At 47.4% G+C, this 23,666-nt stretch carries 22 protein-coding genes; 10 read left to right on the forward strand and 12 right to left on the reverse strand.

Annotated elements, in window-relative coordinates; all coding sequences use genetic code 11:
- The first annotated feature begins 11 nt into the window (after nt 1–11).
- Complete coding sequence (locus tag DES40_RS06670; protein ID WP_121099845.1) at nt 12–638, forward strand: TetR/AcrR family transcriptional regulator; 627 nt, start codon at nt 12–14, stop codon at nt 636–638.
- Here the strand turns inward: DES40_RS06670 and acs are convergent.
- Nucleotides 627–2,582, reverse strand: a complete 1,956-nt coding sequence (gene acs / locus DES40_RS06675; protein ID WP_121099847.1) for an acetate--CoA ligase — start codon at nt 2,580–2,582, stop codon at nt 627–629. The two genes, DES40_RS06670 and acs, sit on opposite strands and share 12 nt — an antisense overlap.
- Nucleotides 2,583–2,794: 212 nt before the next feature.
- Between acs and DES40_RS06680 the strand changes: the two genes are divergently transcribed.
- Nucleotides 2,795–3,931 (forward strand): iron-containing alcohol dehydrogenase, encoded by a 1,137-nt coding sequence (locus DES40_RS06680; RefSeq protein WP_121099849.1) that lies wholly within the window; start codon nt 2,795–2,797, stop codon nt 3,929–3,931.
- Nucleotides 3,928–4,362, forward strand: coding sequence for an acyl-CoA thioesterase (locus DES40_RS06685; protein WP_121099851.1), 435 nt, complete (start codon nt 3,928–3,930; stop codon nt 4,360–4,362). Before DES40_RS06680 ends, DES40_RS06685 begins: the two co-directional genes overlap by 4 nt.
- A gap of 76 nt (nt 4,363–4,438) precedes the next feature.
- Here the strand turns inward: DES40_RS06685 and DES40_RS06690 are convergent, their stop codons facing one another.
- From DES40_RS06690 to DES40_RS06700, 3 genes are read right to left on the reverse strand one after another with little or no spacing between them, the layout of a single operon-like run.
- A complete protein-coding gene (locus tag DES40_RS06690; RefSeq protein WP_121099853.1) occupies nt 4,439–4,897 on the reverse strand; it encodes a MaoC family dehydratase in 459 nt (152 codons plus the stop codon).
- A gap of 43 nt (nt 4,898–4,940) precedes the next feature.
- Nucleotides 4,941–5,852, reverse strand: coding sequence for an SDR family NAD(P)-dependent oxidoreductase (locus DES40_RS06695; RefSeq protein WP_121099855.1), 912 nt, complete (start codon nt 5,850–5,852; stop codon nt 4,941–4,943).
- Between the two features lie 29 nt (nt 5,853–5,881).
- Nucleotides 5,882–7,057, reverse strand: a complete 1,176-nt coding sequence (locus DES40_RS06700; protein ID WP_121099857.1) for an acetyl-CoA C-acyltransferase — start codon at nt 7,055–7,057, stop codon at nt 5,882–5,884.
- Nucleotides 7,058–7,286: 229 nt separating this feature from the next.
- Between DES40_RS06700 and DES40_RS06705 the strand changes: the two genes are divergently transcribed.
- Together DES40_RS06705 and DES40_RS06710 are read left to right on the forward strand one after the other, a co-directional pair.
- On the forward strand, nt 7,287–8,495 hold the full coding sequence (locus DES40_RS06705) for an acetyl-CoA C-acetyltransferase (RefSeq protein ID WP_121099859.1): 1,209 nt from the start codon (nt 7,287–7,289) through the stop codon (nt 8,493–8,495).
- A gap of 25 nt (nt 8,496–8,520) precedes the next feature.
- Nucleotides 8,521–10,881, forward strand: coding sequence for a 3-hydroxyacyl-CoA dehydrogenase NAD-binding domain-containing protein (locus tag DES40_RS06710; RefSeq protein ID WP_121100500.1), 2,361 nt, complete (start codon nt 8,521–8,523; stop codon nt 10,879–10,881).
- A 127-nt stretch (nt 10,882–11,008) separates the two neighbouring features.
- On the opposite strand, the gene DES40_RS06715 is transcribed toward DES40_RS06710, so the two are convergent.
- Nucleotides 11,009–12,439, reverse strand: coding sequence for a sodium/proline symporter (locus DES40_RS06715; RefSeq protein ID WP_121099861.1), 1,431 nt, complete (start codon nt 12,437–12,439; stop codon nt 11,009–11,011).
- Nucleotides 12,440–12,646: 207 nt separating this feature from the next.
- Between DES40_RS06715 and nadC the strand changes: the two genes are divergently transcribed.
- Nucleotides 12,647–13,510 carry a carboxylating nicotinate-nucleotide diphosphorylase gene (gene nadC / locus DES40_RS06720; protein WP_121099863.1) on the forward strand — a complete coding sequence of 288 codons (864 nt, stop codon included), beginning with the start codon at nt 12,647–12,649 and terminating at the stop codon, nt 13,508–13,510.
- A gap of 73 nt (nt 13,511–13,583) precedes the next feature.
- On the opposite strand, the gene DES40_RS06725 is transcribed toward nadC, so the two are convergent.
- Both DES40_RS06725 and DES40_RS06730 read right to left on the reverse strand, forming a co-directional pair.
- On the reverse strand, nt 13,584–14,294 hold the full coding sequence (locus DES40_RS06725; protein WP_121099865.1) for a cell wall hydrolase: 711 nt from the start codon (nt 14,292–14,294) through the stop codon (nt 13,584–13,586).
- Nucleotides 14,295–14,687: 393 nt separating this feature from the next.
- Entirely contained in the window at nt 14,688–15,893 is a 1,206-nt protein-coding gene (locus tag DES40_RS06730; protein WP_121099867.1) for a coiled-coil domain-containing protein, read from the reverse strand.
- A gap of 148 nt (nt 15,894–16,041) precedes the next feature.
- Here DES40_RS06730 and DES40_RS06735 point away from each other — a divergent pair, with 148 nt between their 5' ends.
- Nucleotides 16,042–16,794 (forward strand): TSUP family transporter, encoded by a 753-nt coding sequence (locus tag DES40_RS06735; protein WP_121099869.1) that lies wholly within the window; start codon nt 16,042–16,044, stop codon nt 16,792–16,794.
- Here the strand turns inward: DES40_RS06735 and DES40_RS06740 are convergent.
- Nucleotides 16,780–17,811 (reverse strand): DMT family transporter, encoded by a 1,032-nt coding sequence (locus DES40_RS06740; RefSeq protein WP_121099871.1) that lies wholly within the window; start codon nt 17,809–17,811, stop codon nt 16,780–16,782. The two genes, DES40_RS06735 and DES40_RS06740, sit on opposite strands and share 15 nt — an antisense overlap.
- Nucleotides 17,811–18,290 (reverse strand): tRNA adenosine(34) deaminase TadA, encoded by a 480-nt coding sequence (tadA, locus tag DES40_RS06745; RefSeq protein WP_121099873.1) that lies wholly within the window; start codon nt 18,288–18,290, stop codon nt 17,811–17,813. Before tadA ends, DES40_RS06740 begins: the two co-directional genes overlap by 1 nt.
- 38 nt (nt 18,291–18,328) lie before the next feature.
- Here tadA and DES40_RS06750 point away from each other — a divergent pair, with 38 nt between their 5' ends.
- From DES40_RS06750 to DES40_RS06760, 3 genes are read left to right on the forward strand one after another with little or no spacing between them, the layout of a single operon-like run.
- Nucleotides 18,329–19,384, forward strand: a complete 1,056-nt coding sequence (locus tag DES40_RS06750) for a pseudouridine synthase (protein ID WP_233345475.1) — start codon at nt 18,329–18,331, stop codon at nt 19,382–19,384.
- Nucleotides 19,385–19,948 carry a 16S rRNA (guanine(966)-N(2))-methyltransferase RsmD gene (gene rsmD / locus DES40_RS06755; protein ID WP_121099875.1) on the forward strand — a complete coding sequence of 188 codons (564 nt, stop codon included), beginning with the start codon at nt 19,385–19,387 and terminating at the stop codon, nt 19,946–19,948.
- A 56-nt stretch (nt 19,949–20,004) separates the two neighbouring features.
- Entirely contained in the window at nt 20,005–20,343 is a 339-nt protein-coding gene (locus DES40_RS06760) for a hypothetical protein (protein ID WP_121099878.1), read from the forward strand.
- 15 nt (nt 20,344–20,358) lie between these two features.
- Here the strand turns inward: DES40_RS06760 and mutL are convergent, their stop codons facing one another.
- From mutL to lspA, 3 genes are all read right to left on the reverse strand, one after another.
- Nucleotides 20,359–22,224, reverse strand: coding sequence for a DNA mismatch repair endonuclease MutL (mutL, locus tag DES40_RS06765; RefSeq protein WP_121100504.1), 1,866 nt, complete (start codon nt 22,222–22,224; stop codon nt 20,359–20,361).
- Between the two features lie 78 nt (nt 22,225–22,302).
- Nucleotides 22,303–22,845: a DUF3035 domain-containing protein gene (locus tag DES40_RS06770; protein WP_121099880.1), complete on the reverse strand. Its 543-nt coding sequence runs from the start codon at nt 22,843–22,845 to the stop codon at nt 22,303–22,305.
- Between the two features lie 116 nt (nt 22,846–22,961).
- Complete coding sequence (gene lspA, locus DES40_RS06775) at nt 22,962–23,648, reverse strand: signal peptidase II (RefSeq protein WP_121099882.1); 687 nt, start codon at nt 23,646–23,648, stop codon at nt 22,962–22,964.
- Nucleotides 23,649–23,666: the final 18 nt, after the last annotated feature.

Raw genomic sequence — 23,666 nt, forward strand, 5'->3', positions numbered from 1 at the left:
ATTCATAACATATGACAAAGCGCGCTAAAACTTATGCTCGGCCCTATGACCGTAATACCGCCCTTGAGGCAGCCATGCGCGTTTTCTGGCTGAAAGGTTATCATGCAACGTCTCTGAAAGACCTAGAATCCGCATTAAACATGAAGCCTGGTAGTATTTACGCTGCCTTTACAAACAAAGAACAGCTCTACCGTTCGGCCTTAGAGCTCTATTTTATCATGGGTAGGCAAGGTTTTACTTCAGGCCTGTCGCAATCAACCTCGCCAATTCTTTGGCTCTCTGACTATTTAAGGGCTATTGGAAAGCCATCAAAAGATGATGCCCCCTGCTTTTCTTGTATGCTTACAAAGACATTAATGGGGGCCACTGAACAAGAAACCAATATAGCGCAAGATGCCAGACGCTATATGGATGAAATGAGGGCCGAATTCACACGCGCTTTTGAGCTTGCTAAGGCGCAACAAGAAATCCCACAATCGGCAGATACCGACAGATTAGCTTTAAGGTTTCAATCCTGCATCACAGTTTTGAAACTTGAAATGCAGCGCGGCACAGACCCAAACATAGTCTTATCCTTGGCGGACGACTTGATAAGCGATTTAACTCGGTTTGAGCCCGAGCACAGCTTATCGGTTTAGGCGGTTCTCAATTAAATCGCCAACTACAGTCGGATCAGCAAGCGTTGATGTATCGCCAAGATTGTCAAAGTTATTTTCGGCGATTTTCCTTAGAATGCGTCGCATAATTTTACCGGAACGTGTCTTGGGTAGTCCTGAGGCAAATTGAATATTGTCTGGCGTCGCTATCGGCCCAATCTCTTTACGCACATGCTGAATGAGAGTCTTTCGTAGGGCTTCATCAGGCTCAAGCCCGGCGACGCATGTAACATAAGCGTAAATACCCTGCCCTTTAATATCATGCGGAAAACCAACGACTGCTGACTCCGCAACAGCAGCATGTGACCCCAAAGCGCTTTCGACCTCTGCCGTTCCCATGCGGTGACCGGAGACATTTATCACATCGTCTACGCGCCCCGTAATCCAATAAAAACCATCTTCATCTCTGCGGCACCCATCTCCAGTAAAGTAATATCCCGGATAGGCAGAGAAATATGTATCCGCAAATCGCTTATGATCGCCATAGACGGTTCGCATTTGTCCCGGCCAGCTTTGCTTTATAATAAGATTACCCTCTGTGGCACCAGAGAGCTCATTTCCCTCAGCATCAACCAAAGCGGGCTCAACGCCAAAGAAGGGTAAAGTAGCTGAACCTGGCTTCATGGGTGTCGTCCCTGGAAGTGGAACTATCATTGCGCCGCCTGTTTCAGTTTGCCACCATGTGTCGACTATCGGACAACGTCCCCCGCCTACAACATTGAAATACCACTCCCACGCTTCGGGATTAATGGGTTCGCCGACTGTACCGAGAACACGTAAAGTCGACCTATCCGTTGCATTTACAGGGCCGTCTCCTTCGCGCATGAGGGCGCGTATGGCCGTTGGCGCCGTATAGAATAATGACACCTTGTGTTTATCGCATACCCGCCAAAAGCGCGAAGCATCAGGATAAGTAGGTATGCCTTCAAACATCACGGTCGTGGCGCCATTCGCCAGCGGGCCATAAACAATATATGTATGTCCTGTTACCCAGCCAACATCAGCCGAACACCAATAAACATCCTCTTCTTTCAGATCGAAGACGTATTCATGGGTCATAGACGCCCAGACGAGATACCCACCTGTGGTATGTAATACGCCTTTAGGCTTCCCAGTAGAGCCGCTCGTGTAGAGAATAAAGAGAGGGTCTTCAGCGTTCATGGGTTCAGCCGGACAATCATCCGAAACTGACGTTACGGCTTCATGATACCAAACATCACGGCCTGTATCCCAAGCTACGTCTCCGCCTGTACGCTTAATACAGAGTACTTTGGCGACAGGTTTTCCTGCATTAGCCGCGATATCACAAGCCGCATCGCAATTGGCCTTTAATGGGATTGTTTTTGCCCCGCGCAAACCTTCATCAGCAGTGATAACGACTGTGCTATCGCAATCTACTATGCGCCCTGCCAACGCTTCGGGCGAGAAACCGCCAAAGACAATACTATGGACTGCACCGATACGCGCACAAGCAAGCATAGCGAAAGCGGCCTCTGCAATCATAGGCATGTACAGTGTGACTCGATCGCCCTTTTTTACGCCTATAGCTTTCAATACATTTGCAAAGCGACAGACTTCACGATGAAGTTCGCGGTAGCTATAGCTATGACTGTCAGACGGCTCATCACCCTCCCAAATAATAGCCGTTTTATCGCCGCGCGCATCAAGATGCCTATCAATACAATTTACGGAAACATTCAAAACACCGTCTTCATACCACTTCACAGACAGATCGTTTTTATCCCACGAAACATTTTTGACTTTTGTATAAGGCGTTATCCAATCCAATCGACAGCCCATCTCTCCCCAAAAGGCTTCTGGATCCGCAAGAGACGCGGCGTACATTGACGCATATTGCTCTGCACGAATATTAGAGGCCTCTAAAAATTCGGACGGTACGGAATAGGTTTTGGCGCTTTCATTCATCTTGGCTTCCCCGTTACTATTTGTGTAACTCTTACGAATTTATCGCTATCAACTCTGAGGTTATCTGTCACCTATTGGCGGAAAAACAATCAACATTATATGGCCAAAATAATTGGGCCTTAAAAATGCACATTCATTTTTGTAGTGCCTACGTGAACAGGAATTCGTGCAAACCACATGACAAGCATCGATAGGCTTGGCATAATACCCTTATGAAAGCGCATTCCTTCCAAACGGTCTCTGATATTCGCATAGAAAATGGGGGAGCCGCTAAGCTTGATTTTTATGTTGATGGATTATGCCCCAACAAACGCATTGCAGTCATAACAGATAAAGGCATTGTATCTCTTGGACTAATGGAGCCGGGCTTAGCCTCTTTAAGGGATGCGGGTTATCAGGTTATGGTCTTTGACGATGTGGTTGCCGACCCACCGGAATCTATTGTTCTAAAAGGCATTGAAGCCGTCACCGATTTTCAAGCCGACCTTATCATTGGGTTTGGCGGTGGAAGTCCGATGGACACGGCCAAAGTCATTGCTTACCTCGTTGCAAATCCGCAGCCTATTCATAAAATTTACGGCGTAGGTATGGCCATTGGCAAAAGCCTCCCGCTCCTCCTCATTCCGACAACAGCAGGCACTGGATCTGAAGTCACCAATGTGGCCATCATTACGACAGGTGAAACGGAAAAAAGCGGCGTGGTGGCAGATGCACTTTATGCAGATCGCGTTCTGCTAGACAGCGCGCTCACCGTAGGCTTACCAAAATCAATTACCGCGGCAACAGGTATAGATGCGATGGTTCACGCTATCGAAGCCTATACATCTATAAAACAAAAGAACCCAATATCAGACGCCCTTGCCTTGACGGCTCTAAGTAAACTGCGAAACGCTATTGTTCAAAGCTGTAACGAGCCTGAGAATTTAGATTGCCGCGAAACTATGCTCATCGGTGCGATGTTGGCGGGGCAAGCCTTTTCAAATGCTCCAGTAGGCGCAGTTCATGCCCTAGCCTATCCTCTAGGTGGATTTTTTCACGTCCCGCACGGATTGTCCAATGCGCTCGTTCTGACCGAAGTTCTAAAATATAATCAGCCAAAAGCCGACAAATGGTATGGCGAAATCGCGCAAAGCTTGGGTCTTGGCGATAGCAGTTCTGCCCTCATCGACGATATGATCCGAATTAAACATGAAACAGCAGTCCCGCTTACTTTGAGCGATGTGAATATACCTGCCGACGCAATACCCATGATGGCAAAAGACGCCATGGCAAAGGATCGTGTTTTACAAAATAATCCGCGCGAAATGACCTATGATGCCACCGTTAAAATTTATGAGAGCATTTTGTGAGCCGCCCAACCCCTAACTACCGCGAATCCTATCCGCATTATTTAAAAATTCCAACGCGGTGGAATGACAATGATGTCTATGGCCACGTTAACAACTCGGTGTATTATTTTTTCTTTGATACGGTAGTGAATGAATATTTAATTCAAAATAAGCTGCTGGATATTGAGACAAGCGTAACCATTGGTTTAGTTGTACGCACAAATTGTGATTACTTTGCACCGACAGGGTTTCCGGACATCATTCATGCCGGCCTTCGCGTTGTACATCTTGGAAATTCCAGCGTGATTTACGAAATTGGGTTATTCAAAAACGAAGACAAAACAAGCGCTGCCCAAGGCCAGTTCACGCATGTTTATGTCGATAGAAACACTCGGCGCCCCGTGCCGATATCAACTGAAATGAGAGCGGGGTTAGAGGCGTTAAAGGTTTAGTTCGCCTTTCAAACATTCACTCAAAGAAAAAGGCGGCTCAAAAGAACCGCCTTTTCACATTAATCTTGAGGATGACTTATCCTGTAAATTGCATACCCATCCATTTGGCAATGAGAGCCGGTTTTTCTTCGCCATCAATTTCGACAGTAACATCATAGGTTATTAGAATTTGACCCGGACGTTTTTCTTCAACAGCTGCGACAACAAAACGGCCCCGTACCTTTGAACCTGTAGGGACTGGCGCTAAAAAACGTACTTTATCAAAGCCATAATTCACGCCCATTTTAACGCCATCAAGCACAATAGAAGCCTCTTCACCCATTTTGGCGAGCAAAGAAAGCGTGAGAAAACCATGCGCAATCGTACCACCAAATGGAGTCATTTTAGCCATATCAGGATTGATATGAATAAACTGATGGTCCTCGGTCACGTCAGCGAACTGATTAATTCGGTCTTGTTCAACCGTGATCCATTCAGAAACGCCCGATTCCTTGCCTATCATGTCTTTGGCCGCGTCGAGTGAAATAGATGTCATAGTTTTCCCCTTTTAGGTTTTTATTTTAGTGAATTAATTGTGATTAGCCTTTTAATGCAACAGCCCGCTTCAACAGCTTCTCACCCTGTTGTCCGCCTTGTGTCATTTCAAGCATATTATCTTCAGCGGCAATGGCGTCCCAATTAGCTGCAATATTTTCAGCTGTTTGTTCACCTGGCGCAAAGTTCATACCGTCTGTTTCAAATACTTTCGTTACAGCATATCCGCCAGCACCAGCCACCAAAATGGTACGGTTTGGTGCATCATCACAGCAAAGATAAACAAGACCTTGGCTGACGCTTTCAACATCTAGCATCGCTAACACTTCGGGCGGCATAAGGTTTTCTGTCATCCGCGTCGCCGCAACTGGTGCAAGCGCATTCACGCGAATATTGTATTTCGCACCTTCAAGACAAAGTGTACGCATAAAGCCTGAAAGCCCTGCTTTCGCCGCACCATAATTAGCTTGGCCGAAATTTCCGTACATACCAGAAGATGAACTCGTCATCGCGATACGGCCATAACCATTATCGCGCATATGTTGCCAAACTGCTTTAGTACATATGGCTGACCCCATAATGTGTACGTCAAGCACAAGACGGAAATCATCCATTGTCATTTTAGCAAATGATTTGTCGCGAAGGATACCAGCGTTATTTACAAGGATGTCAATCTTGCCATAGGCATCGAGCGCTTGCTGAACCATTTCAGCCACCTCGTCCTCTTTCGTGACATTCGCACCATTGGCGATAGCTTCGCCGCCTGCGGCTTTAATTTCATCAACGACTTTTTGTGCGGCTGTGGCTGAACTGCCTGAACCATCAACCGAACCACCAAGGTCATTCACGACAACTTTTACGCCGCGTGCGGCCAGTGCTAAAGCATGACTTCGGCCCAAACCACCGCCTGCGCCGGTTACAATGGCGACGCGATCTTTAAATTCAACTGTACTCATTTTAATTTTCCTAAACTAAATTTCGCTGACTAAAGGACTTCGAAAAGACCAGCCGCACCCATGCCGCCGCCAATACACATTGTGCTGACAACATATTTCGCACCGCGGCGCTTACCTTCGATCAAGGAGTGCGCGACCATACGAGCACCTGACATACCATAAGGATGTCCAACGGAAATTGCGCCGCCATTCACGTTCATTTTTTCCATCGGAATACCGAGCTCGCGCTGACAATAAAGAACCTGAACAGCAAACGCTTCGTTCAGTTCCCACAAGTCAATGTCTTCCATCTTCAGACCTGTTTGTTTTAATAATTTAGGAACAGCGTAAATGGGGCCAATACCCATTTCGTCAGGCTCAAGCCCTGCCACGGCCATCCCACGATAAGCACCAAGAGGCTGCAGGCCCCGCTTTTCTGCTTCTTTCGCTTCCATAAGGATAGAAACAGAAGCGCCATCAGATAGTTGTGACGCATTACCAGCCGTGATAACTTTACCAGGACCGCGCACAGGCTTTAGACCTTGCAAGCCTTCAAGGGTCGTAGAAGGACGGTTGCCTTCATCTTTTTCCAATGTCACTTCATGCTCAGAAATCTCTTTGGTTTCTTTGTTCATGACTTTCATCGTAGACGTAAGCGGCACGATTTCGTCGTTAAACGCTCCAGCCTCCTGCGCGGCATGTGTACGCTGCTGTGATAAAAGTGCATATTCGTCCATATCATCGCGGCTGATACCGTAACGCTCTGCGACGATTTCAGCCGTATCAATCATTTGGATATAAGCATTTGGGTGTTTTTTAATAACGTTCATGTCGGGTGCAACGCGCATTTCAGGAGTTTGAACCATGGAAATGCTTTCCACGCCGCCGCCAAGCGTGATGGTTTGATTATCTGCGATGATTTGCTTTGCCGCCACACCGATCGCCATCATGCCAGATGAACATTGACGATCAAGACTCATAGCAGGAACGCTAACGGGGAGGTTTGACGCCAACACCGCATTACGGCCAATCGTAACCTGAACCCCTTGTTGAATGGCGCAGCCCATAATCACATCATCAATTTCTGCACCGTCGATTCCTGCACGAGAAACAGCGTGATCTATACAATGCCCCGCCAATGTGGGCGATGGTGTGTCATTAAAGGCGCCGCGATAGGCGCGTCCAATAGGTGTTCGGGCAGTAGAGATAATGACAGCTTCGCGCATATTCTTTCCAATCATTCTTATATTTATCGTGTTTCAACGGGGTACATATTAGTTACACCCACTAAAAACCTTATACGACCCCTATAGCATATGTCGATGCACCCAAAAATGAAGAGGGCGCAAGCATTTGTGAAGGTGTAAAAAACAGGGTTGGCCCCTTTATTTCCAAACAAAAATAAGGTCTAAGGACGCAAATTCAAACAAGAATGAATAGCGAAAGGTACCCCCAATGACTGAGGCTTATATTTATGATGCCGTTCGGACCCCGCGCGGCAAAGGCAAATCAGACGGTAGCTTGCATGAAATCACACCGCTTAATCTAAGCGTACAGGTTCTAGAAGCGCTCCGCGACAGAAATAACATAGACAGCGCTGAAATCGAAGATGTTGCCTTTGGTTGTGTCTCCCCTGTGGGCGAACAAGGCGCAGTGGTAACACGTACCGCCGTAATGAATGCTGGTTACGCCCAAACGACTGGCGGCATCCAAGTTAACAGATTTTGCGCCTCGGGCCTCGAGGCCTCTAATATCGCAGCGGCGAAAGTCATGTCAGGTGAATGTGACCTTGCCATTGGCGGCGGCGTTGAAAGCATGTCCCGCGTTCCAATGGGATCAGATGGCGGTGCATGGCCAACAGACCCAGCCTCTGCTTTTCATAACTATTTTGTTCCGCAAGGCGTTTCAGCGGACCTTATCGCAACCAAATATGGTTTCTCACGTGATGATGTGGATGCTTATGCGGTTGAAAGCCACAAGCGCGCTAAAAAATCTTGGGATGAAGGCCGTTTCAAGAAATCAATCATTGGCGTCAAAGACGTTATGGGCGTTACAGTTCTAGACCACGACGAAACTATTCGCCCTGAAACCAATATGCAAAGTCTTGGCGCTTTGAACCCGTCCTTTAAAATGATGGGCGAGAACTTTGGCTTTAACGGTGTCGCGCTCCAAAAATACCCAACATTAGAAGGCATCAACCACGTTCATCATGCGGGTAACTCTTCTGGTATTGTGGACGGAGCCGCTGGTCTGTTGATTGGTAACAAAGAAGTTGGCGAACGCCTTGGCCTTAAGCCTCGCGCACGCATTAAGTCTATGGCGTCTATCGGTTCAGAGCCAACAATCATGCTCACTGGTCCAGAATTTGCCGCCAAGAAAGCCCTAAAGCGTGCAGGTATGGAAGTGTCAGACATTGATATTTACGAGTTGAACGAAGCCTTTGCCGCCGTTGTTCTACGCTTCATGCAAGCGCTTAATATCGACCATGGTGACATCAACGTAAATGGCGGCGCTATTGCGATGGGTCACCCTCTAGGAGCCACAGGCGCAATGATTCTCGGCACTATGGTCGACGAACTAGAGCGGTCAAATAAAGAAACATCCCTCGTTACGCTTTGTATTGGCGGCGGCATGGGTACAGCCACAATCATTGAGCGCGTTTAATCGCGAACTTGAGAAGGATAATATTATGAGTGACTATAAATCATTTACCCTAGACCTCGATGCGGATGGCATATTGTTGATGAAAATCGACGTGCCTAACCAAGGCATGAATGTCTGGGATGAAACTCTCATCTCTGAGTTTCCGCATTTTGTGGATCGCCTCATTAATGATGAGGCTGTCAAAGGTGCTGTCATCGCCTCAGCGCGGGACAATGCGTTTTTAGCAGGCGCAGACCTACGTATGCTTGAAGGTCGTAGCGGTGATCTGGATAAAGAAGCTTTTGAACAAGGCATGGTTTTAACCCGCATGTTCCGCCGTATGGAAACAGGCGGCCATACTGTTCGTCAAATGCAACGTGAAGGTAAAAAAGCCAAGCCCGTTGCCTGTGCTATCGAAGGCCTTGCGCTCGGCGGCGGTCTCGAAGTGGCCCTTGCCTGTCATCACCGCGTTGTTGCAGACAACCCAAAAATCAAACTAGGTTTGCCAGAAGTTCTTGTTGGCCTCCTACCGGGTGCAGGCGGAACGCAGCGCGTACCACGCCTAGTTGGCCTCCAAAACGCCGCTATGATGTGTACCCAAGGCAAAACCCTCGACCCTAAAAAGGCACTTGCACAAGGCCTTATCCACGAAGTTGTTGAAGCTGGGACAACAATTGACGCCGCGAAAGCTTGGGTCAAATCTAATTCTGAAAAGGGTGTCTTAGCACCTTGGGATGTAAAGGGCTTCAAAGTACCTGGCGGCGCTGGCGCAATGAACCCTAAGGCGGCTCAATTCTTTATGGCGGCAAATGCTATGGCCGTTAAGGAAAGCAAGAATAATTATCCTGCAATCAAGGCCATCATGTCCTGCCTATATGAAGGCACAAATGTTCCAATGGATACGGCACTAGCTATAGAGGTAAAATACTTCTGCACATTGCTTGCTGACCCTGTTGCGAAAAACATGATCCGCACATTGTTTGTAAACAAGCAAGCCGCTGAAAAAGGCGCCGCTCGCCCTGAAAATGTTGAGAAAACAAACATCAAAAAAGTTGGTGTCTTAGGGGCAGGTTTAATGGGCTCAGGTATTGCACATGTCACAGCCAAAGCCGGTATGCAGGTTGTCTCTTTGGATCGCTCTATGGAAGAAGCACAGAAATCTGTCGCTTATACAAAAAAAATCTTGGACAAAAACGTTTCTCGTGGACGTATGACCAAAGAAAAAGCCGAAGAGTTTTTGGCACGCATTACACCAACTGATAATTACGACGATTTGAAGGACGTTGATCTTATCATCGAAGCTGTGTTTGAGCGTCCAGATGTTAAAGCTGATGTCATTAAGAAAACTGAAGCTGTCATTGGCAAAGACGTTATTTTTGCTTCAAACACCTCTACATTGCCCATTGGTGGTTTGGCAGAAAACTCTTCACGCCCAGAGCAATTCATCGGCATGCATTTCTTCTCACCTGTTGAAAGAATGCCACTTTTGGAAATCATTCCACACGAAGGTACAGGCGATAAAGCTCTGGCCGTGGCATTTGATTACAACCGTAAAATCAAGAAAACGCCTATCGTTGTCAAAGATGTGCGCGGGTTCTTTACGAACCGGGTCTTCCCGCCTTATGCGAACGAAGCCAGTTTGATGGTCACGGAGGGCATTTCAATGTCACTAATTGAAAACTGCGCCGCGTTACTTGGTCTTCCTATTGGCCCCCTTGCCGTCACTGATGATACCACGCAAAAGCTTGGCTTTGACATCATGACGTCGACCAAAGAAGAAATGGGCGACAAATATGTCCCGACAGGAACCGAAGAGTTCATGGATAACATGGTCAATAAATGGGACCGTGCAGGCCGTCGTTTCGGTGCAGGGTTCTATGACTATGACGAGAGCGGTAAACGCCTTGGCCTCTGGAAAGGTATGACAGACCATTATCCTCTTGCTGAAGAACAACCATCTGCCGCAGAAGTAAAAGAGCGCCTCATGTATGCGCAATTAATTCCTACGGCACAGTGTTATGCCGAAGGTGTTGTGCCTGACCCGCAAAGTGCTGATCTAGGCGCTATATTCGGATGGGGTTTCCCTCCTTGGACAGGCGGTCCACTTTCATATATCGACACAATTGGCCTCGACGCTTTTGTGGCTACGGCTGACATGCTAGCACAGCGTCACGGGCCACGTTTCAACGTCCCTCAGATGTTCCGCGATAAAGCTGCAGCTGGTGAGTTGATTTACGGCGGCAAAGCCCAAGTCAAAACTTATACAAAGTCGGCCCTTAATCGTATGCTTGAGGCTGACGTCGTTAAAATCGCCAATGCTATGGGCATCAGCGCAAGTGTTGATGATTTAAAAGCCGATACAATCGCTAAGATCATCGAAGCACAGGCTGGACGTAAAGCCGCATAAGCAAGGCGCAAATAAAAAATATAAATGCCTCATTGTGAAAACAATGGGGCATTTTTTATTTCTAATTTATCTAAGCATAACGCTTTGAAATATAGCAGTGTCTACTGCCTTCGTTTGATAAAGAAACCTAAATCTCGGCTCTCTTGGTCCTAGCGTGACCTATGTAAAGGATAATTAAGCCTAATCCCCATGAGCCCCATTTTTCTATAATTTCGGCTACAGGGCCTTGAACATTGGCAGAAATAACAGCCGTAAAAAAACCGACCAAGATTGCGGCGCACATGGCCGCACCGCCACTGCGTAACCCCAAACATTTCGTCAAAACAACCGGCCCAAATGCGGCGCCCAAAGCGACCCAGCTAAATAAGACCCGGCTAAAGATATCCTTGGGCAGGTAAAGCGTCATAAGCACAGCCAACACAGCAATCCCGACCATTGCGAGACGCCCAAAGAACAATGCCCCTTTAGGCTCACGATATGTAGCCCCCATGTCGTGCGAAACTGCCGAAGCCGCCGCAAGCAGAAGACTGTCTACTGTAGACATAACAGCCGAGAGAACCGCCGCAGTTACGATGCCGGCTAAGACTGCAGGAAGAAATGCTTTCGCTGCCGCAAAGAATAGTCCTTCTGTCCCTGTTTCAATCCCACTAGCACGGCCAGCGAACGCTAAACATATAAGGCCGGAGTAAATGACAACACCCCAAAGGATCGTAATCGCGGCCCCTTGGCGGCGTTCGGCTTGTGATCGAACAGACATAATACGGTTTAATAATTGTGGCTGCCCTAATGCACCTAAGCCTGTGCCAAATAATCCCATTACCAAACCAAGACCAGCCATGCCGGCCGCTCCGCCAGCAAAGCTAAAATATGCTTTGGGTTCATTCTGGTGAAGGGTTTCCACGACAGCCCCTAGCCCCCCAGAGGCTTGAACCGCCGCGATAGGAACAAGCACACAAGCCGCCATCATAACTAGGGCTTGCAACGCATCCGTCACACTCGCCGCAAGAAAACCACCAAACAAGCAATAAACCACAATAACCAACGCACCGATTATTATAGCCTCAACAGAGCTCATCCCGAAAACCTCAGTCAGAGCATTACCAGCCGCTTGAAATTGAGAAGATATATAAAACACAAAACAAAATAGAACCATAAACGCACAAATCGGCCCGATTATACGTTTCCATTTCGCCCCTATATCAGCCGTTATGAAATCAATTATCGTTAAATGCCCACGAGCCGCAGTTTCGGCATTAAGCCTTGGCCCCATAACCAACCATGACATCAAATAACCGCCAAAAATTCCTGGGATGAGCCAAAGCGCCACGACGCCTTGACTATAAACGGCGCCTGTGAACCCTAATAAAACCCAAGCCGATGATGTGGAGGCCGCATAGGACAACCCTGCCACCCAAGGCCCAAGACCCTGCCCTCTAGCTTTTCCTGCTAAGAAAAAATCATCGGCTGAGGCCACGCGGCGTGAAGCCCAAAACCCAATCCCCAACAATAAAACCTTATAGGCGATGAGAGTGACTAAGACGATCGACGTAGACGACATAAATACCCCATTTCACGCTTTGCGTATTCTGATTGAAGTTTGGGTTAAGTCGAAGAAAAAGTAAACGCTTAAGACAATGTTGACTATCAAGATCGTGGTCTTGACCAGTTCCGCCCTTACCTTTTTAAAATATCAAATTTTGCTTAAACCCACCTTCACAATCAAATTCTACAAGACATATAAAACAAGGATGTTTATGCAGTTGCCATGAGAACTTTACCTGACCTACCTCAAATCGTTATCGAACCTATTGTCAGAATGGCCTTGTCCGAAGATTTCGGAGAATCAGGTGATTTGACGGCTAGCCTATTAGTACCAAAATCGGCCATTGGGTCATTGGTAATGCGGGCCAGAGAAACGGGCGTAATAGCAGGTCTTCAAGCGGCTAGCTTAACCTATCAACTAGTGGATTCACGTGTCGAGTTTAAACCTCTTTTAAATGATGGCGACCGTGTTTCAGCGGGCACAATCATTGCTGAAATTAATGGCCCCACGCGAAGCCTTTTATCGGCAGAACGGGTTGCGCTGAATTTCCTAGGGCGACTTTCAGGGGTCGCTACGCTTACCCGCCAATATGTCGATGCTGTAAATGACACGGATGCCCGTATCGCCGCTACTCGTAAAACAACACCGGGCCTGCGCGCACTAGAAAAACAAGCCGTTCTTGCTGGGGGCGGCTACACTCATCGCGAAAGTCTTGCCGCCGCTATTATGATTAAAGATAATCATATTGCCCTTGCTGGCGGCGTTGACGCAGCCCTTTCGGCTATCAAGTCTGAAGCTGATCACATGGCTAAAGTGAGCGTTGAAGTTGACACACTTGAACAATTGAAAGTCGTCTTGACATATGAGCCCGACGTTATTTTGCTCGATAATATGAAGGCTCAAACGCTAAAAGAAGCCGTATCAATCGTGAATTCATCAAAATATCGACGCCCTGTTCTTGAAGCCTCAGGCGGGGTTAACCTCTCAACGGTTGAGGGTCTTGCCAAAACTGGCGTGAACGTCATCTCCATAGGCGCTCTTACTCATTCTTCTCCAAATTTTGATATTGGTATGGATGATAAATAGCGCCATCTTAAAAGCGTAAAAGGCATAAAAAAAGCGGCTCTGAAACCGCTGATATTAAAATAATTAATGGCGTCTATGTTGGCGGCGCAACATTCATTGTTACGCTGGGTTTAACAGGACGTTCTTTCCACTTAAATCGATAGAACTTATGCGATCCAATTTGTCCGTCATAACGTAGTGATGGCGCCCAAACAGGATTAATATTCGTTGTATGGTAATGCGTTGCATTGTCTGTAAGTTTCGGTGCAAAGCCCGTTAGGCTGAGTGTCGCAATCTCTTTTGAACGTTCCCACGCAGGCCCTTTAGGCAAAACATCCATTGAGCCATCACAGGTAAAACTAAATTGGCAGCCTGTACGGCGTTCTGAGCCTTGATATACCACTTCGCAAATCGAATTTGGGTAATGTTTTGACTTAACGCGGTTCTTAATTACTTCCGCTACGCCTAATTGTCCTGAACGAGTCTCAGAGCGAGCCTCAAAATACACAGCTTCAGAAAGGCAGCGATGCTCTGCCATATCACGTTTGGCAAGATCGGAGAGGTCTGACCTGACCGTTAATAAAGGCTGCACAAGTTCTACGTCTTCTAAGATATGTGACTTTAATACTGAGTTCTGAGTTAAGGTGATATCAGATTCAAGGTAATCAGCAGCCAGATTGCTCCACTGCATTGCTTCGCGTTGATCAGCCGCTTTCTCCGCAATAGCAGGGAAAGCTACACTCGCTGCGCATACTGCTGTAAGGCCAATGCCCCACCCAGCAAATATGTATCTGCGTTTTCTCATTGTCGCGCTCCATATAGGCCTCAGCGAGTCGACACAACAATCCTTTTCAGACACCCATGCTTTTACGGCATTAAAGTCGGAACTGTTGCAAAACTATCACTTCGACCTACTACATGCAGATATCATTCCAATAATATCCATATATAGCGTTTAATTTCTTGTCGCAGTCCCACGGGCCGCGTTCTAGGGTGAAATAGTTATCAAAGTCTAAGTTTCAAGCCCCAATATCAGCTAAAAAACAACTACAAATTATCAATTAGAAACAGTTTCTAACGATTTAAAACTAAAAGATGTATTTCGAGCGTGCCTCAAAAAGATTGCCTTAACCTATAGGAGACAAACATGCCCCCTATAATCAGGCTTAATTAGGACTATTTTGCGGCGTTCTATACCTTAAATAGCTTGCAAATGCGGCGTAAAATCGCGCTCAACCGGCGTACTTTGTTGATGGACGAACATTTGACCCGTTGCCCCCCCTGATATGGCCGCAAATTTTTCAAGTTTCAGTTTTTGGCCCGCACATATCTTACGGAGCATTTCTATATCTTCGACAGCGGCGTTAAATTGCAATTGCAACGCCTCATTTTTTGCCTTTTCTTGCTGTAAGGCCTCTGAAAAATCACTCAATCCTTCTGCCTCACGAGATGTTCGGCTTCGCTCAATATTAAGCGCTGAACGCATAGAGTCTTTTTCTTCTTCAATCTGAGCAATCAGTTGCTCTTTAATTCGTAACTCACCCGTTAATTGCTCAGTTTGATTCTTAAGGGTAATAAGTTCTTCATCACGGCGTTTAATTGTATTCTCATAGCCATTTTTCTGAGATTCCAATGTATAAGCCTGAGATTGCACCTCACCTTTCAATGTAAAAATCTTTTCTTTCTGATCTTGGTATCTACCCAAAAGGGATTTGAGCTCAATCGCGGCCTGATCTCCTAAACGCGCTTTTTCCAACAAACGAGACGATAACTCCTCCATTGCTTTTTGCATCTCGTAATTCTTATTACGTTCTTCCGTTAAACTTGAAGACGTTGTCGTTAAATCATCTGACAAATTGGTTTTGGAAAGCTCTAAAGTTTCAACGCTCTCTTCTAGTTGTAATAATTGTGTTGATAGCGTATCGATTTCTCGTTTTTGTCTCAGTGTGAGGTCGCGCGCCGCTGTGTGCTTGTCCTCAGATTGCGCGAGTGAATCTTTTGCTATCTCAAGCTGATTTCTGAACTCATCTCTTTGACGACGAAACTCTGCCAATATTTTGTCTTGGTCTTCGGACAATAAATCACTTTGTTTTATTTTCTGCTCAAGGGTCTCAACTTCCTTGGCTAGATGATGATTATCTGATTCAAGTTTATCAAAATGACGAAGGTGCGTTTCTAACTTAGCCAGAGTTTTGCTCAACGTATTCATGCGTTTCACGGCAACAAGCTGCGCTTCTGCCCCCGTTTTGAATTGGCCCGAAAGGTCACTTAATGTGTCTTGAGCAAGTTCTACATCGCCTTTCGAAACAGGGCCTTGGGGTTTTTCTTTCCCCGAATATTGTTTGACGACTTCATCAGTCTGAGGGTCATCAGACAGGCTTTTTTCTCGCTTAAAGAGTTTCATTTGTCACCTAGCACAATTTTTATATAGTTGAATTTTCAAATACCGTAAGGTTGTGCGATTTAACAAAACCTTAAAGCGAACTCGCACGGAAGCCGATTGACAAGGAAATTTCACAAGATAGTCCCTTCAAACAAATGAAAGTCATTCTATGGTGAAAATTGCCTTAATTATTATCCTTTCCGCATTCTTAACTGCCGGGATTTCTGGTCTGTTTGGTATGGCAGGTGGACTCATTTTCATGGGTGTCATCGCCAGCTTTCTAGGCGTGTCCGAAGCGATGGTCGTACATGGCGCCGTACAAAGTGTGAGTAATGGCTATCGCTCCTATCTACTTAGAAATGGCGTGAGATGGGATATATTAGGCTGGCAAACACTAGGGGCTATACCCGCTATAGGCCTTATGGCGCTAGCCTCTATCACCTTAAATAAAGGGCAACTCTTTTTGGCGCTTGGTTTATTGCCTCTCTTGCTATGGCTGCCAAAGGGTTGGTTACAGGGTGATGCACAAAAACCAGCCCATGCCGCGCTTTGCGGCGCGATGGTTATGGGACTTAATTTAACAGCGGGCGTTGCCGGCCCTTCTCTTGATTTCTTTTATGTGAAAACAACATTGACCCGCCATGAGATTGTCGCAACCAAAGCGCTCACTATGTTCGTTTCACATTTGGTGAAAATTCTCTTTTTCGGGATCCCCTTATTGTTATCAAACAATTTGTCAGGGCTTCCCCCTCTGTGGGTACTGGCCGCGGCCATTCCCGCCATTATGGCTGGGACATTTATCGGCACGCGTTTTCTCAAACGGTTTTCAGATATCGGCTTTCGAAAGGCCAGCCGCTATCTGGTAACAGCCATAGGGTTTATCTATTTTTTCAGAGGTTTATCAATATTAGGCTTTGTCTGAATTAGGCTTTACAGGGGACACCATCTGAGGCTTTCTAGCATTCTGCCACATATAAAAACCGATGCCACATAGTGTCACGAATGTCCCTACGCCGTCCCATAAGGAAAATGGCTCACCTAATATAATGACGGCCGCGACGATTGTCGCGATTGGCCCAAGCATGGCCATGACAGCAACCGATTGCGCCCCGATCTTACCAATTGATATATTGGTTAAAAAACTTGGCAGAACAGTTGAGAAAAAGGCAATCATCCCAGCAATTAAATAAATTCGCGGCGGCAGATCCAGCGCTTGCCCAATGCCGCCTTGCGAGACGCTCTGAACAATAAAATGCAGTACAATAGTCGTTGCCGCGGATATCATCGCCATACAGGTAAATACCTGCGAGCCCAAGCGGCCAATCAAACGCATGGCTCCCAATTGGAACAATGCGAATATAATCGCCGCTCCAATAATTAAAGCACTTCCCAATGGGACATTGACGCCGACCGCAATATCTCCGCCTATAAAGACAATGCCAAGACCTGAATAAGCCAAAACAATTGCGAGAACGCCCAATCGCGTAATCTTAGTGCCGAAAAATATGGCTCCAAATATCACCACAAAAACGGGGTAGGTGAAAAGCAATAATCGTTCTAATTGCGCCGTAATAAGCTTTAAGCCCTCAAAATCAATATAAGTACAAAGGTGATAGCCCATGACCCCCATCGCACCGGCTTGCATGATATATTTTAAAGGAAGCCGTTTATCAGAACGCCGTAAACTTATTACCAAAACAGCCACATAAACTGGCAAGGCAAATCCCATGCGCAAAGCCATTAACGTGATGGCTTCCAGATCATTTGCTGATATTCCGCCCCCTGGCAGATACGCCATTTTCACGAATACCGCTTTCATAGAATAAAGCATCGCGCCGAGCGCAGCAAAAACATAAGGCCATTTTGCCTTTGATTTAGACACGGTCTTATCTTCTGTAAGTAAGGCCTCTGTCGTCGTTACTCGGAAATTAGGACGCATTAAATTTGACCTTTACGCTTTGCCTTGCGACGGCGAGCTTTGAAAAATGACTTAAGTAAAGCAGATGCCTCATCGGCCAAAACACCCTCTGTCACCTCTGGACGGTGATGACAGCTCGGCTGTTCAAAAAAACGCACGCCGCTGTGGACCGCGCCGCCTTTTGGGTCAGAAGCACCGTAAATAACGCGGCGAATGCGGGCATTGGCAATGGCTCCCGCGCACATGACACATGGCTCAAGCGTTACATATAAATCAAATCCCGTCAGGCGATAATTTTCTGTTTTATAAGCACCATCACGTAGCGCCAGAATTTCGGCATGTGCTGTCGGATCGCAAATGCCGATTGGAGCATTTCCCGTTTTCGCAATGATTTCATCAGTCTCGGGGTTGACCAAAACGGCCCCAACAGGCACTTCGCCCCGTAGAGACGCCGCTTGCGCTTCCATCAAAGCTAGGCGCATATAGTCTTCATCATTCATAGCGCTCTTTGAGACGCGAAAACCCGAACGGTCAAGTCATGCCCGATATGCAGAAACAGATAACGCCGAAAAAAGGGACATCCAAATCCCAGAAAAAAGCAAGCCTAAGCGATGCCCCCGGCGACCGCATTGCTAAATATCTCGCCCGCGTCGGCGTTGGGTCTCGCCGTGATGTAGAGCGTATGATCGAAGAAGGCCGCGTAAAGGTAAATGGTAAAACCCTCACCTCTCCTGCATTCAAGGTCACGGGCAAAGAAAAAATTCTGGTCAATGATGAACCGATTGCGGAAAAAGACATTCCGCGCATGTGGCGATACCACAAACCCGACGGCCTCGTTACGTCACACAAAGACGAACAAGGCCGACGCACCATGTTTGAGGCCCTGCCTACAAATATGCCGCGTGTGATTTCCGTAGGGCGGCTCGACCTTACCTCAGAAGGCCTCATTCTTTTAACGAATGATGGCGAGCTTGCTCGAGCGCTAGAACTCCCTAGCACGGGCTGGTCAAGACGTTATCGCGCGCGCGCCTATGGTAAAGTAACCCAAGAACAGCTTGATACGCTGCGAAAAGGGGTTGTTATAGACGGCATCCCAACAGGCGAAATTATTGCTACACTTGACCGCCAGCAAGGGGATAATGCATGGATTAACGTGACTCTCCATGATGGGAAAAACCGCGAAATTCGCCGCGCGCTTGAAACCCTTAAACTTCAAGTAAACCGTCTTATCCGCGTCTCTTATGGACCTTATATGCTCGGCGACCTCGGTAAGGGGGCTTGCGAAGAAATTAAGACGCGCGTGCTTCGTGACCAAATCGGGCATTTAATCGACATTCCCGAAGAAAAAACCGTCACAAGAAAACCAAAACGCGGCAGCTTTGCTAGCGCCAAACGGTTCCAAGACAAACCCGCCGAAACCAAAGGCGCAAACGCCCCAAAAGGACGTGGAAAATTTGCTAAAAAGACGACAGAAAAACCAAAATCGAAAACGGCACGCCCTCCGAAAAAAGTAATGGGGAAAGCCTATGGCAAACCTGGCGGCAAAACTTCTGGAAAATTTGCGCCAAGGGGCCACGGAAAAGGGAAGAAATAAGTGAGAATTGTCACGGGTTCATTACGGGGGCGAAACATCATTACCCCTGACGGGCGAAATACTCGCCCCACAAGCGACCAAACCCGCGAATCCATCTTTAACATCCTCACCCACGCTGAATGGGCACCTGACCTTGACGGCGCCATCGTCGCCGATATTTTTGCAGGCTCAGGCGCGCTCGGACTCGAGGCTATATCTAGAGGCGCTGAATTCTGCCTTTTCGTTGAAACTGAACCAAAGGCGCGCGGCGCTATTCGGGATAATATCGATAAAATGGGTCTGTTTGGCTGTACGCGTCTACACCGCCATGACGCGACAAAACTCAAAATTGCCCCTGGTAATCTTCGCGGCCCCTTTTCGCATATATTTATGGATCCACCCTATAATAAAGGCCTGTGGAAGCCCGTATTATCACGCCTAAAAGAGCAAGGCCTCTTGGCTGAAAACGGCGTGATTATATTAGAAGAAAGCAAAGACGCCGAAATTGACCCAAGAGGGTTTGAAATCTTGGCGGATAAAACATGGGGCGCAGCACGGGTGCTGTTTTTGAGGGTGAAATCGTAGGGCTTTTCTAAAGCACTAAATAACCACTATTAAGTACCTTCAACGAGAGGATTTACATGCCCCATATTTCTCTAATCCATTCACCCAACATGGCACCATTCATTGATAATCTGTTATCAAAAGTGAACGACGCTTTTATCGAAACAGTCCCCAACACAACGGGTGTTAAATGTTATGCGATTCCGTTAACTGCCTGCCAAGTCAATGGTGACAATCAAATAGGTCTTTTGCATCTGAATTTACGAGTTCTACGAAAACCCGAACGCACAATCGAGTTAATCGAACACTGGACAAATACACTTTTACTCACATTACAAAGTGAAGTTCCTGAAGATGTTAACATAACAGCTGAGGCAAATTTCTTGCCTGAAGTTTATTTCTCCAAAACGGCTTAGATAGAATACAATTAATCACCGCCGTCCAAATAATCGTTCAATATCTGCGAGTTTTAACTCCACATAGGTCGGGCGGCCATGGTTGCACTGCCCTGAATGCGGGGTGGCTTCCATCTGCCTTAAAAGCGTATTCATTTCTTGGCCATTCAATCTGCGCCCTGCCCGTATTGAACCGTGGCAAGCCATGGTGCCGCACACATGTTCAAATTTTTCCTTAAGACTGAGCGCCTCGTCATATTCGGAAATGTCATCGGCAAGATCGCGAAGCAGGCCTTGCACATCCATTTCGCCGAGAAGCGCTGGTGTTTCGCGGACAGCAACGGCTCCTGCGCCAAAAGCTTCGATGATTAATCCCATCTCAGCAAGCTCATCGACGCGTTCTAAAATACGCGCAGCATCTGTTTCGCCCAAATCAACAATATCAGGGATTAAGAGCGCTTGTCGCTCGACACCTTTATCGGCCATGGCGGTTTTCATCCGCTCATAAACCAGCCTTTCATGGGCGGCGTGCTGATCGACGATGACGATACCGTCCGTCGTTTGCGCCACAACATAGGTTTCATGTAGCTGCGCCCGCGCGGCCCCGAGCGGTTTCGCGGTTAAATCCTCGGCTTGCCCTTGCGCGGTTGGAAAACCCTGCGGGGTATAGGCCGACGCCCCATCAAAGCGCTCAATGCCTTCTTCTACTTTAGCCGAAAACCCATCGACCAAAGGCTGCATCGCCGGGTCATTACTATAAGGTGCTTGGTAATGCGGTGCATACCCCCCTCGGTTAGGACTATAATTCCCCTGTAAGGGCATAGGTGACTGGCTTGTCTGAATACGCCCTAATGCATAATCACTCACCGTTGTACTGGCGCGGTGCCCAGCTTCTGATAATGCGTGGCGCAGCGCACTAACGATAAGCCCGCGCACTAATCCTGGATTCCGGAACCTTACTTCGGATTTCGCGGGGTGGACGTTCACATCAACATGGTCTTGCGGCAAATCGACATAAAGCGCGACGACGGCGTGCCGATCGCGCGCCAAATAGTCTTGATAAGCTCCGCGTACCGCACCATGGAGGAGCTTATCCCGAACAGGGCGCCCATTAACAAACAGGTATTGATGCTGTGAATTTCCCCGCGAATAGGTCGGAAGTCCTGCAAACCCAGTTAAGGCTATATCCTCACGAATTTGGTCAATACCCACCGCATTGGCGCTGAAATCTTGCCCCAATATCCCTGCGAGCCTCGCGAGACGCCCCGCATCATCGTCACTTTGTTTCGCTAGCTTCAGCGACACTCGCGCAGGACTACCGAGCGTCATACCTACAGCCGGATTTGCCATGGCGAGACGTTTGACCGTATCAGAAATAGCCAGAGCTTCACTGCGTTCCGATTTCAAAAACTTTAGCCGCGCCGGTGTTGCATAGAATAAATCACGAACTTCGACTCGCGTTCCATGAAGGCCAAACCGTGCAGCAGGTCTGGGCGGCGTCAGCGCACCGCCTTCTACGCGTAATTCCCACGCGCTATCTGCACCCATTGTTTGGCTAAGGAGAGACAGCCTCGATACGGATCCAATTGATGGCAAGGCCTCGCCTCGAAACCCCATCGTTGAAATATTGAGAAGGTCCCACTCCCCACTCGCGTTTGGCGCAAGTTTTGACGTCGCATGGCGCTCAACCGCAATGGGTAACTCTTCGGCGCTCATGCCCCGTCCGTCATCGGTGATAGAAATAAGGGTTCGTCCGCCATCTTCATAACGGATGTCAACTTGGGAAGCCCCTGCATCAATGGCATTTTCAACCAACTCTTTGATAACGCTAGAGGGGCGTTCAATGACTTCCCCCGCAGCGATACGGTTGACCGTTTCATTTGGCAGACGACGAATCGTTATGGGCGTAGCGTTCATTAAAAAAGCCTAGCGACTGGAAGGTCACTAGGCCATATTAGGTATCAGCATTTACTGTGGACGTTACAGCCCTGGCAATTTCGGGCCACCTGGACGTTTCGTAATTGTCACTTCACCGCCGCCTGTTGCCGCTTCAATTGACTTTAAACGCTGCGCTTCGTCCTCTGGGTCAAGCGGAACGATAACGCCGTTTTCATCAACCAATTGTCCATTATTCCAAAACAGAATGCGGTTAGTGAGGCTTTGTGTTTTTCTTTCAACAGAATTTTGGCCGTCAATTTCAAGACGAATTTCTGGATTAGCGCGGCCAACGCCTGCCTTGGTCATTAATACAACCTCGCCCCGTGTAGGCTCTGTGTCGTCAATATCACCAATCAAAGCTTCGCGAGCTGCTTGCTGAGAGTAGTTATTTTCAGAAGAGCTTTCACCAATACGCGGTGGACGCAGATTATATTCTGGCGGGACAACCAAAGGCGCCTTTGTCAGAATGTTAAACTCATTAGGCGCTTCTTTCGTCAAGCCCAATGCTTTCGAAGTTGAGCTACAGCCGACCAAAAGAGCCGAAGCCGAGGTCAGAAGAAAAATAGGAGCGATAATCCGGCGCATTCTGTCCGTCCTTCATCATAATTTAAGGCATAACGCCATTTAATCTTTTGCGAGCCATAGCGCCTTATAATCAGCGGGCCAAGTGACCAATATTTTATTTATCAGTTTTTCGCAGGTTATTTGGCCAATTTATCGACATCGCGCGTTAAAAAGGCTCCGATAAAGAGCCCAATGACCCCAACTGTAATCGCACTATCTGCAATATTGAACACATAGTTGAAGCCAATATCGCTGAAATCAATAAAATCAGTGACGGCTCCAAATAAGAAGCGATCAATCGCATTGCCGACGGCGCCGCCAATGACCAAGCCAAAAGCCCAACGTGAAAGCCTGTCTTTCGTCTGACCTAAAATCCAAAATAAAGCGACACTCATAACGACCGCAAAGAGCGTTAAGAGCCAGCGTTTAAGCGGCGAATCGCCTTGTAATAGTCCCCAGCTAATGCCCTGATTACAAATCAAGGTTAAGTCTACGATTGGACTAAAATCATAAGTCAGGCCCGGGCGAGGGTTAATCTCGCAAATATTGAGCGGCGCTTTAAAAAACTTAATCGAGGCAATCTTTGTAATTTGGTCGAAAATCACAACAATTATAGGCAGGATGACTCCAAACTTTACCCAGACAGACTTTCTGTCGGTCATCGGGGCTTCTTTAGGCTTTTTTGAAGGCTTTGTCTGGCCGTCATGGTTTTTTGGGACATTATTCATGGCCCGCCGATTGCCACGATTTAATCGATTTGGCAATTCGCTTCGCAAATAAGAGGAAAACGCGCAATTTGGCTGTAATTGTAACCAATCTTTCATTGGCGAAGCCCGTCAGAA

This window comes from Litorimonas taeanensis, assembly GCF_003634015.1.
In the GTDB taxonomy this organism is placed as follows: domain Bacteria; phylum Pseudomonadota; class Alphaproteobacteria; order Caulobacterales; family Maricaulaceae; genus Litorimonas; species Litorimonas taeanensis.

What these genes read in the sequence shown, in the direction of transcription:
- DES40_RS06670 (WP_121099845.1), top strand. Translation starts at nt 12, where the DNA reads ATGACAAAGCGCGCTAAAACTTATGCTCGGCCCTATGACCGTAATACC.
- acs (WP_121099847.1), bottom strand. Translation starts at nt 2,582, where the DNA reads ATGAATGAAAGCGCCAAAACCTATTCCGTACCGTCCGAATTTTTAGAG.
- DES40_RS06680 (WP_121099849.1), top strand. Translation starts at nt 2,795, where the DNA reads ATGAAAGCGCATTCCTTCCAAACGGTCTCTGATATTCGCATAGAAAAT.
- DES40_RS06690 (WP_121099853.1), bottom strand. Translation starts at nt 4,897, where the DNA reads ATGACATCTATTTCACTCGACGCGGCCAAAGACATGATAGGCAAGGAA.
- DES40_RS06695 (WP_121099855.1), bottom strand. Translation starts at nt 5,852, where the DNA reads ATGAGTACAGTTGAATTTAAAGATCGCGTCGCCATTGTAACCGGCGCA.
- DES40_RS06700 (WP_121099857.1), bottom strand. Translation starts at nt 7,057, where the DNA reads ATGCGCGAAGCTGTCATTATCTCTACTGCCCGAACACCTATTGGACGC.
- DES40_RS06705 (WP_121099859.1), top strand. Translation starts at nt 7,287, where the DNA reads ATGACTGAGGCTTATATTTATGATGCCGTTCGGACCCCGCGCGGCAAA.
- DES40_RS06710 (WP_121100500.1), top strand. Translation starts at nt 8,521, where the DNA reads ATGAGTGACTATAAATCATTTACCCTAGACCTCGATGCGGATGGCATA.
- DES40_RS06715 (WP_121099861.1), bottom strand. Translation starts at nt 12,439, where the DNA reads ATGTCGTCTACGTCGATCGTCTTAGTCACTCTCATCGCCTATAAGGTT.
- nadC (WP_121099863.1), top strand. Translation starts at nt 12,647, where the DNA reads ATGAGAACTTTACCTGACCTACCTCAAATCGTTATCGAACCTATTGTC.
- DES40_RS06725 (WP_121099865.1), bottom strand. Translation starts at nt 14,294, where the DNA reads ATGAGAAAACGCAGATACATATTTGCTGGGTGGGGCATTGGCCTTACA.
- DES40_RS06730 (WP_121099867.1), bottom strand. Translation starts at nt 15,893, where the DNA reads ATGAAACTCTTTAAGCGAGAAAAAAGCCTGTCTGATGACCCTCAGACT.
- DES40_RS06735 (WP_121099869.1), top strand. Translation starts at nt 16,042, where the DNA reads ATGGTGAAAATTGCCTTAATTATTATCCTTTCCGCATTCTTAACTGCC.
- DES40_RS06740 (WP_121099871.1), bottom strand. Translation starts at nt 17,811, where the DNA reads ATGCGTCCTAATTTCCGAGTAACGACGACAGAGGCCTTACTTACAGAA.
- tadA (WP_121099873.1), bottom strand. Translation starts at nt 18,290, where the DNA reads ATGAATGATGAAGACTATATGCGCCTAGCTTTGATGGAAGCGCAAGCG.
- DES40_RS06750 (WP_233345475.1), top strand. Translation starts at nt 18,329, where the DNA reads ATGCCCGATATGCAGAAACAGATAACGCCGAAAAAAGGGACATCCAAA.
- DES40_RS06760 (WP_121099878.1), top strand. Translation starts at nt 20,005, where the DNA reads ATGCCCCATATTTCTCTAATCCATTCACCCAACATGGCACCATTCATT.
- DES40_RS06770 (WP_121099880.1), bottom strand. Translation starts at nt 22,845, where the DNA reads ATGCGCCGGATTATCGCTCCTATTTTTCTTCTGACCTCGGCTTCGGCT.
- lspA (WP_121099882.1), bottom strand. Translation starts at nt 23,648, where the DNA reads ATGAAAGATTGGTTACAATTACAGCCAAATTGCGCGTTTTCCTCTTAT.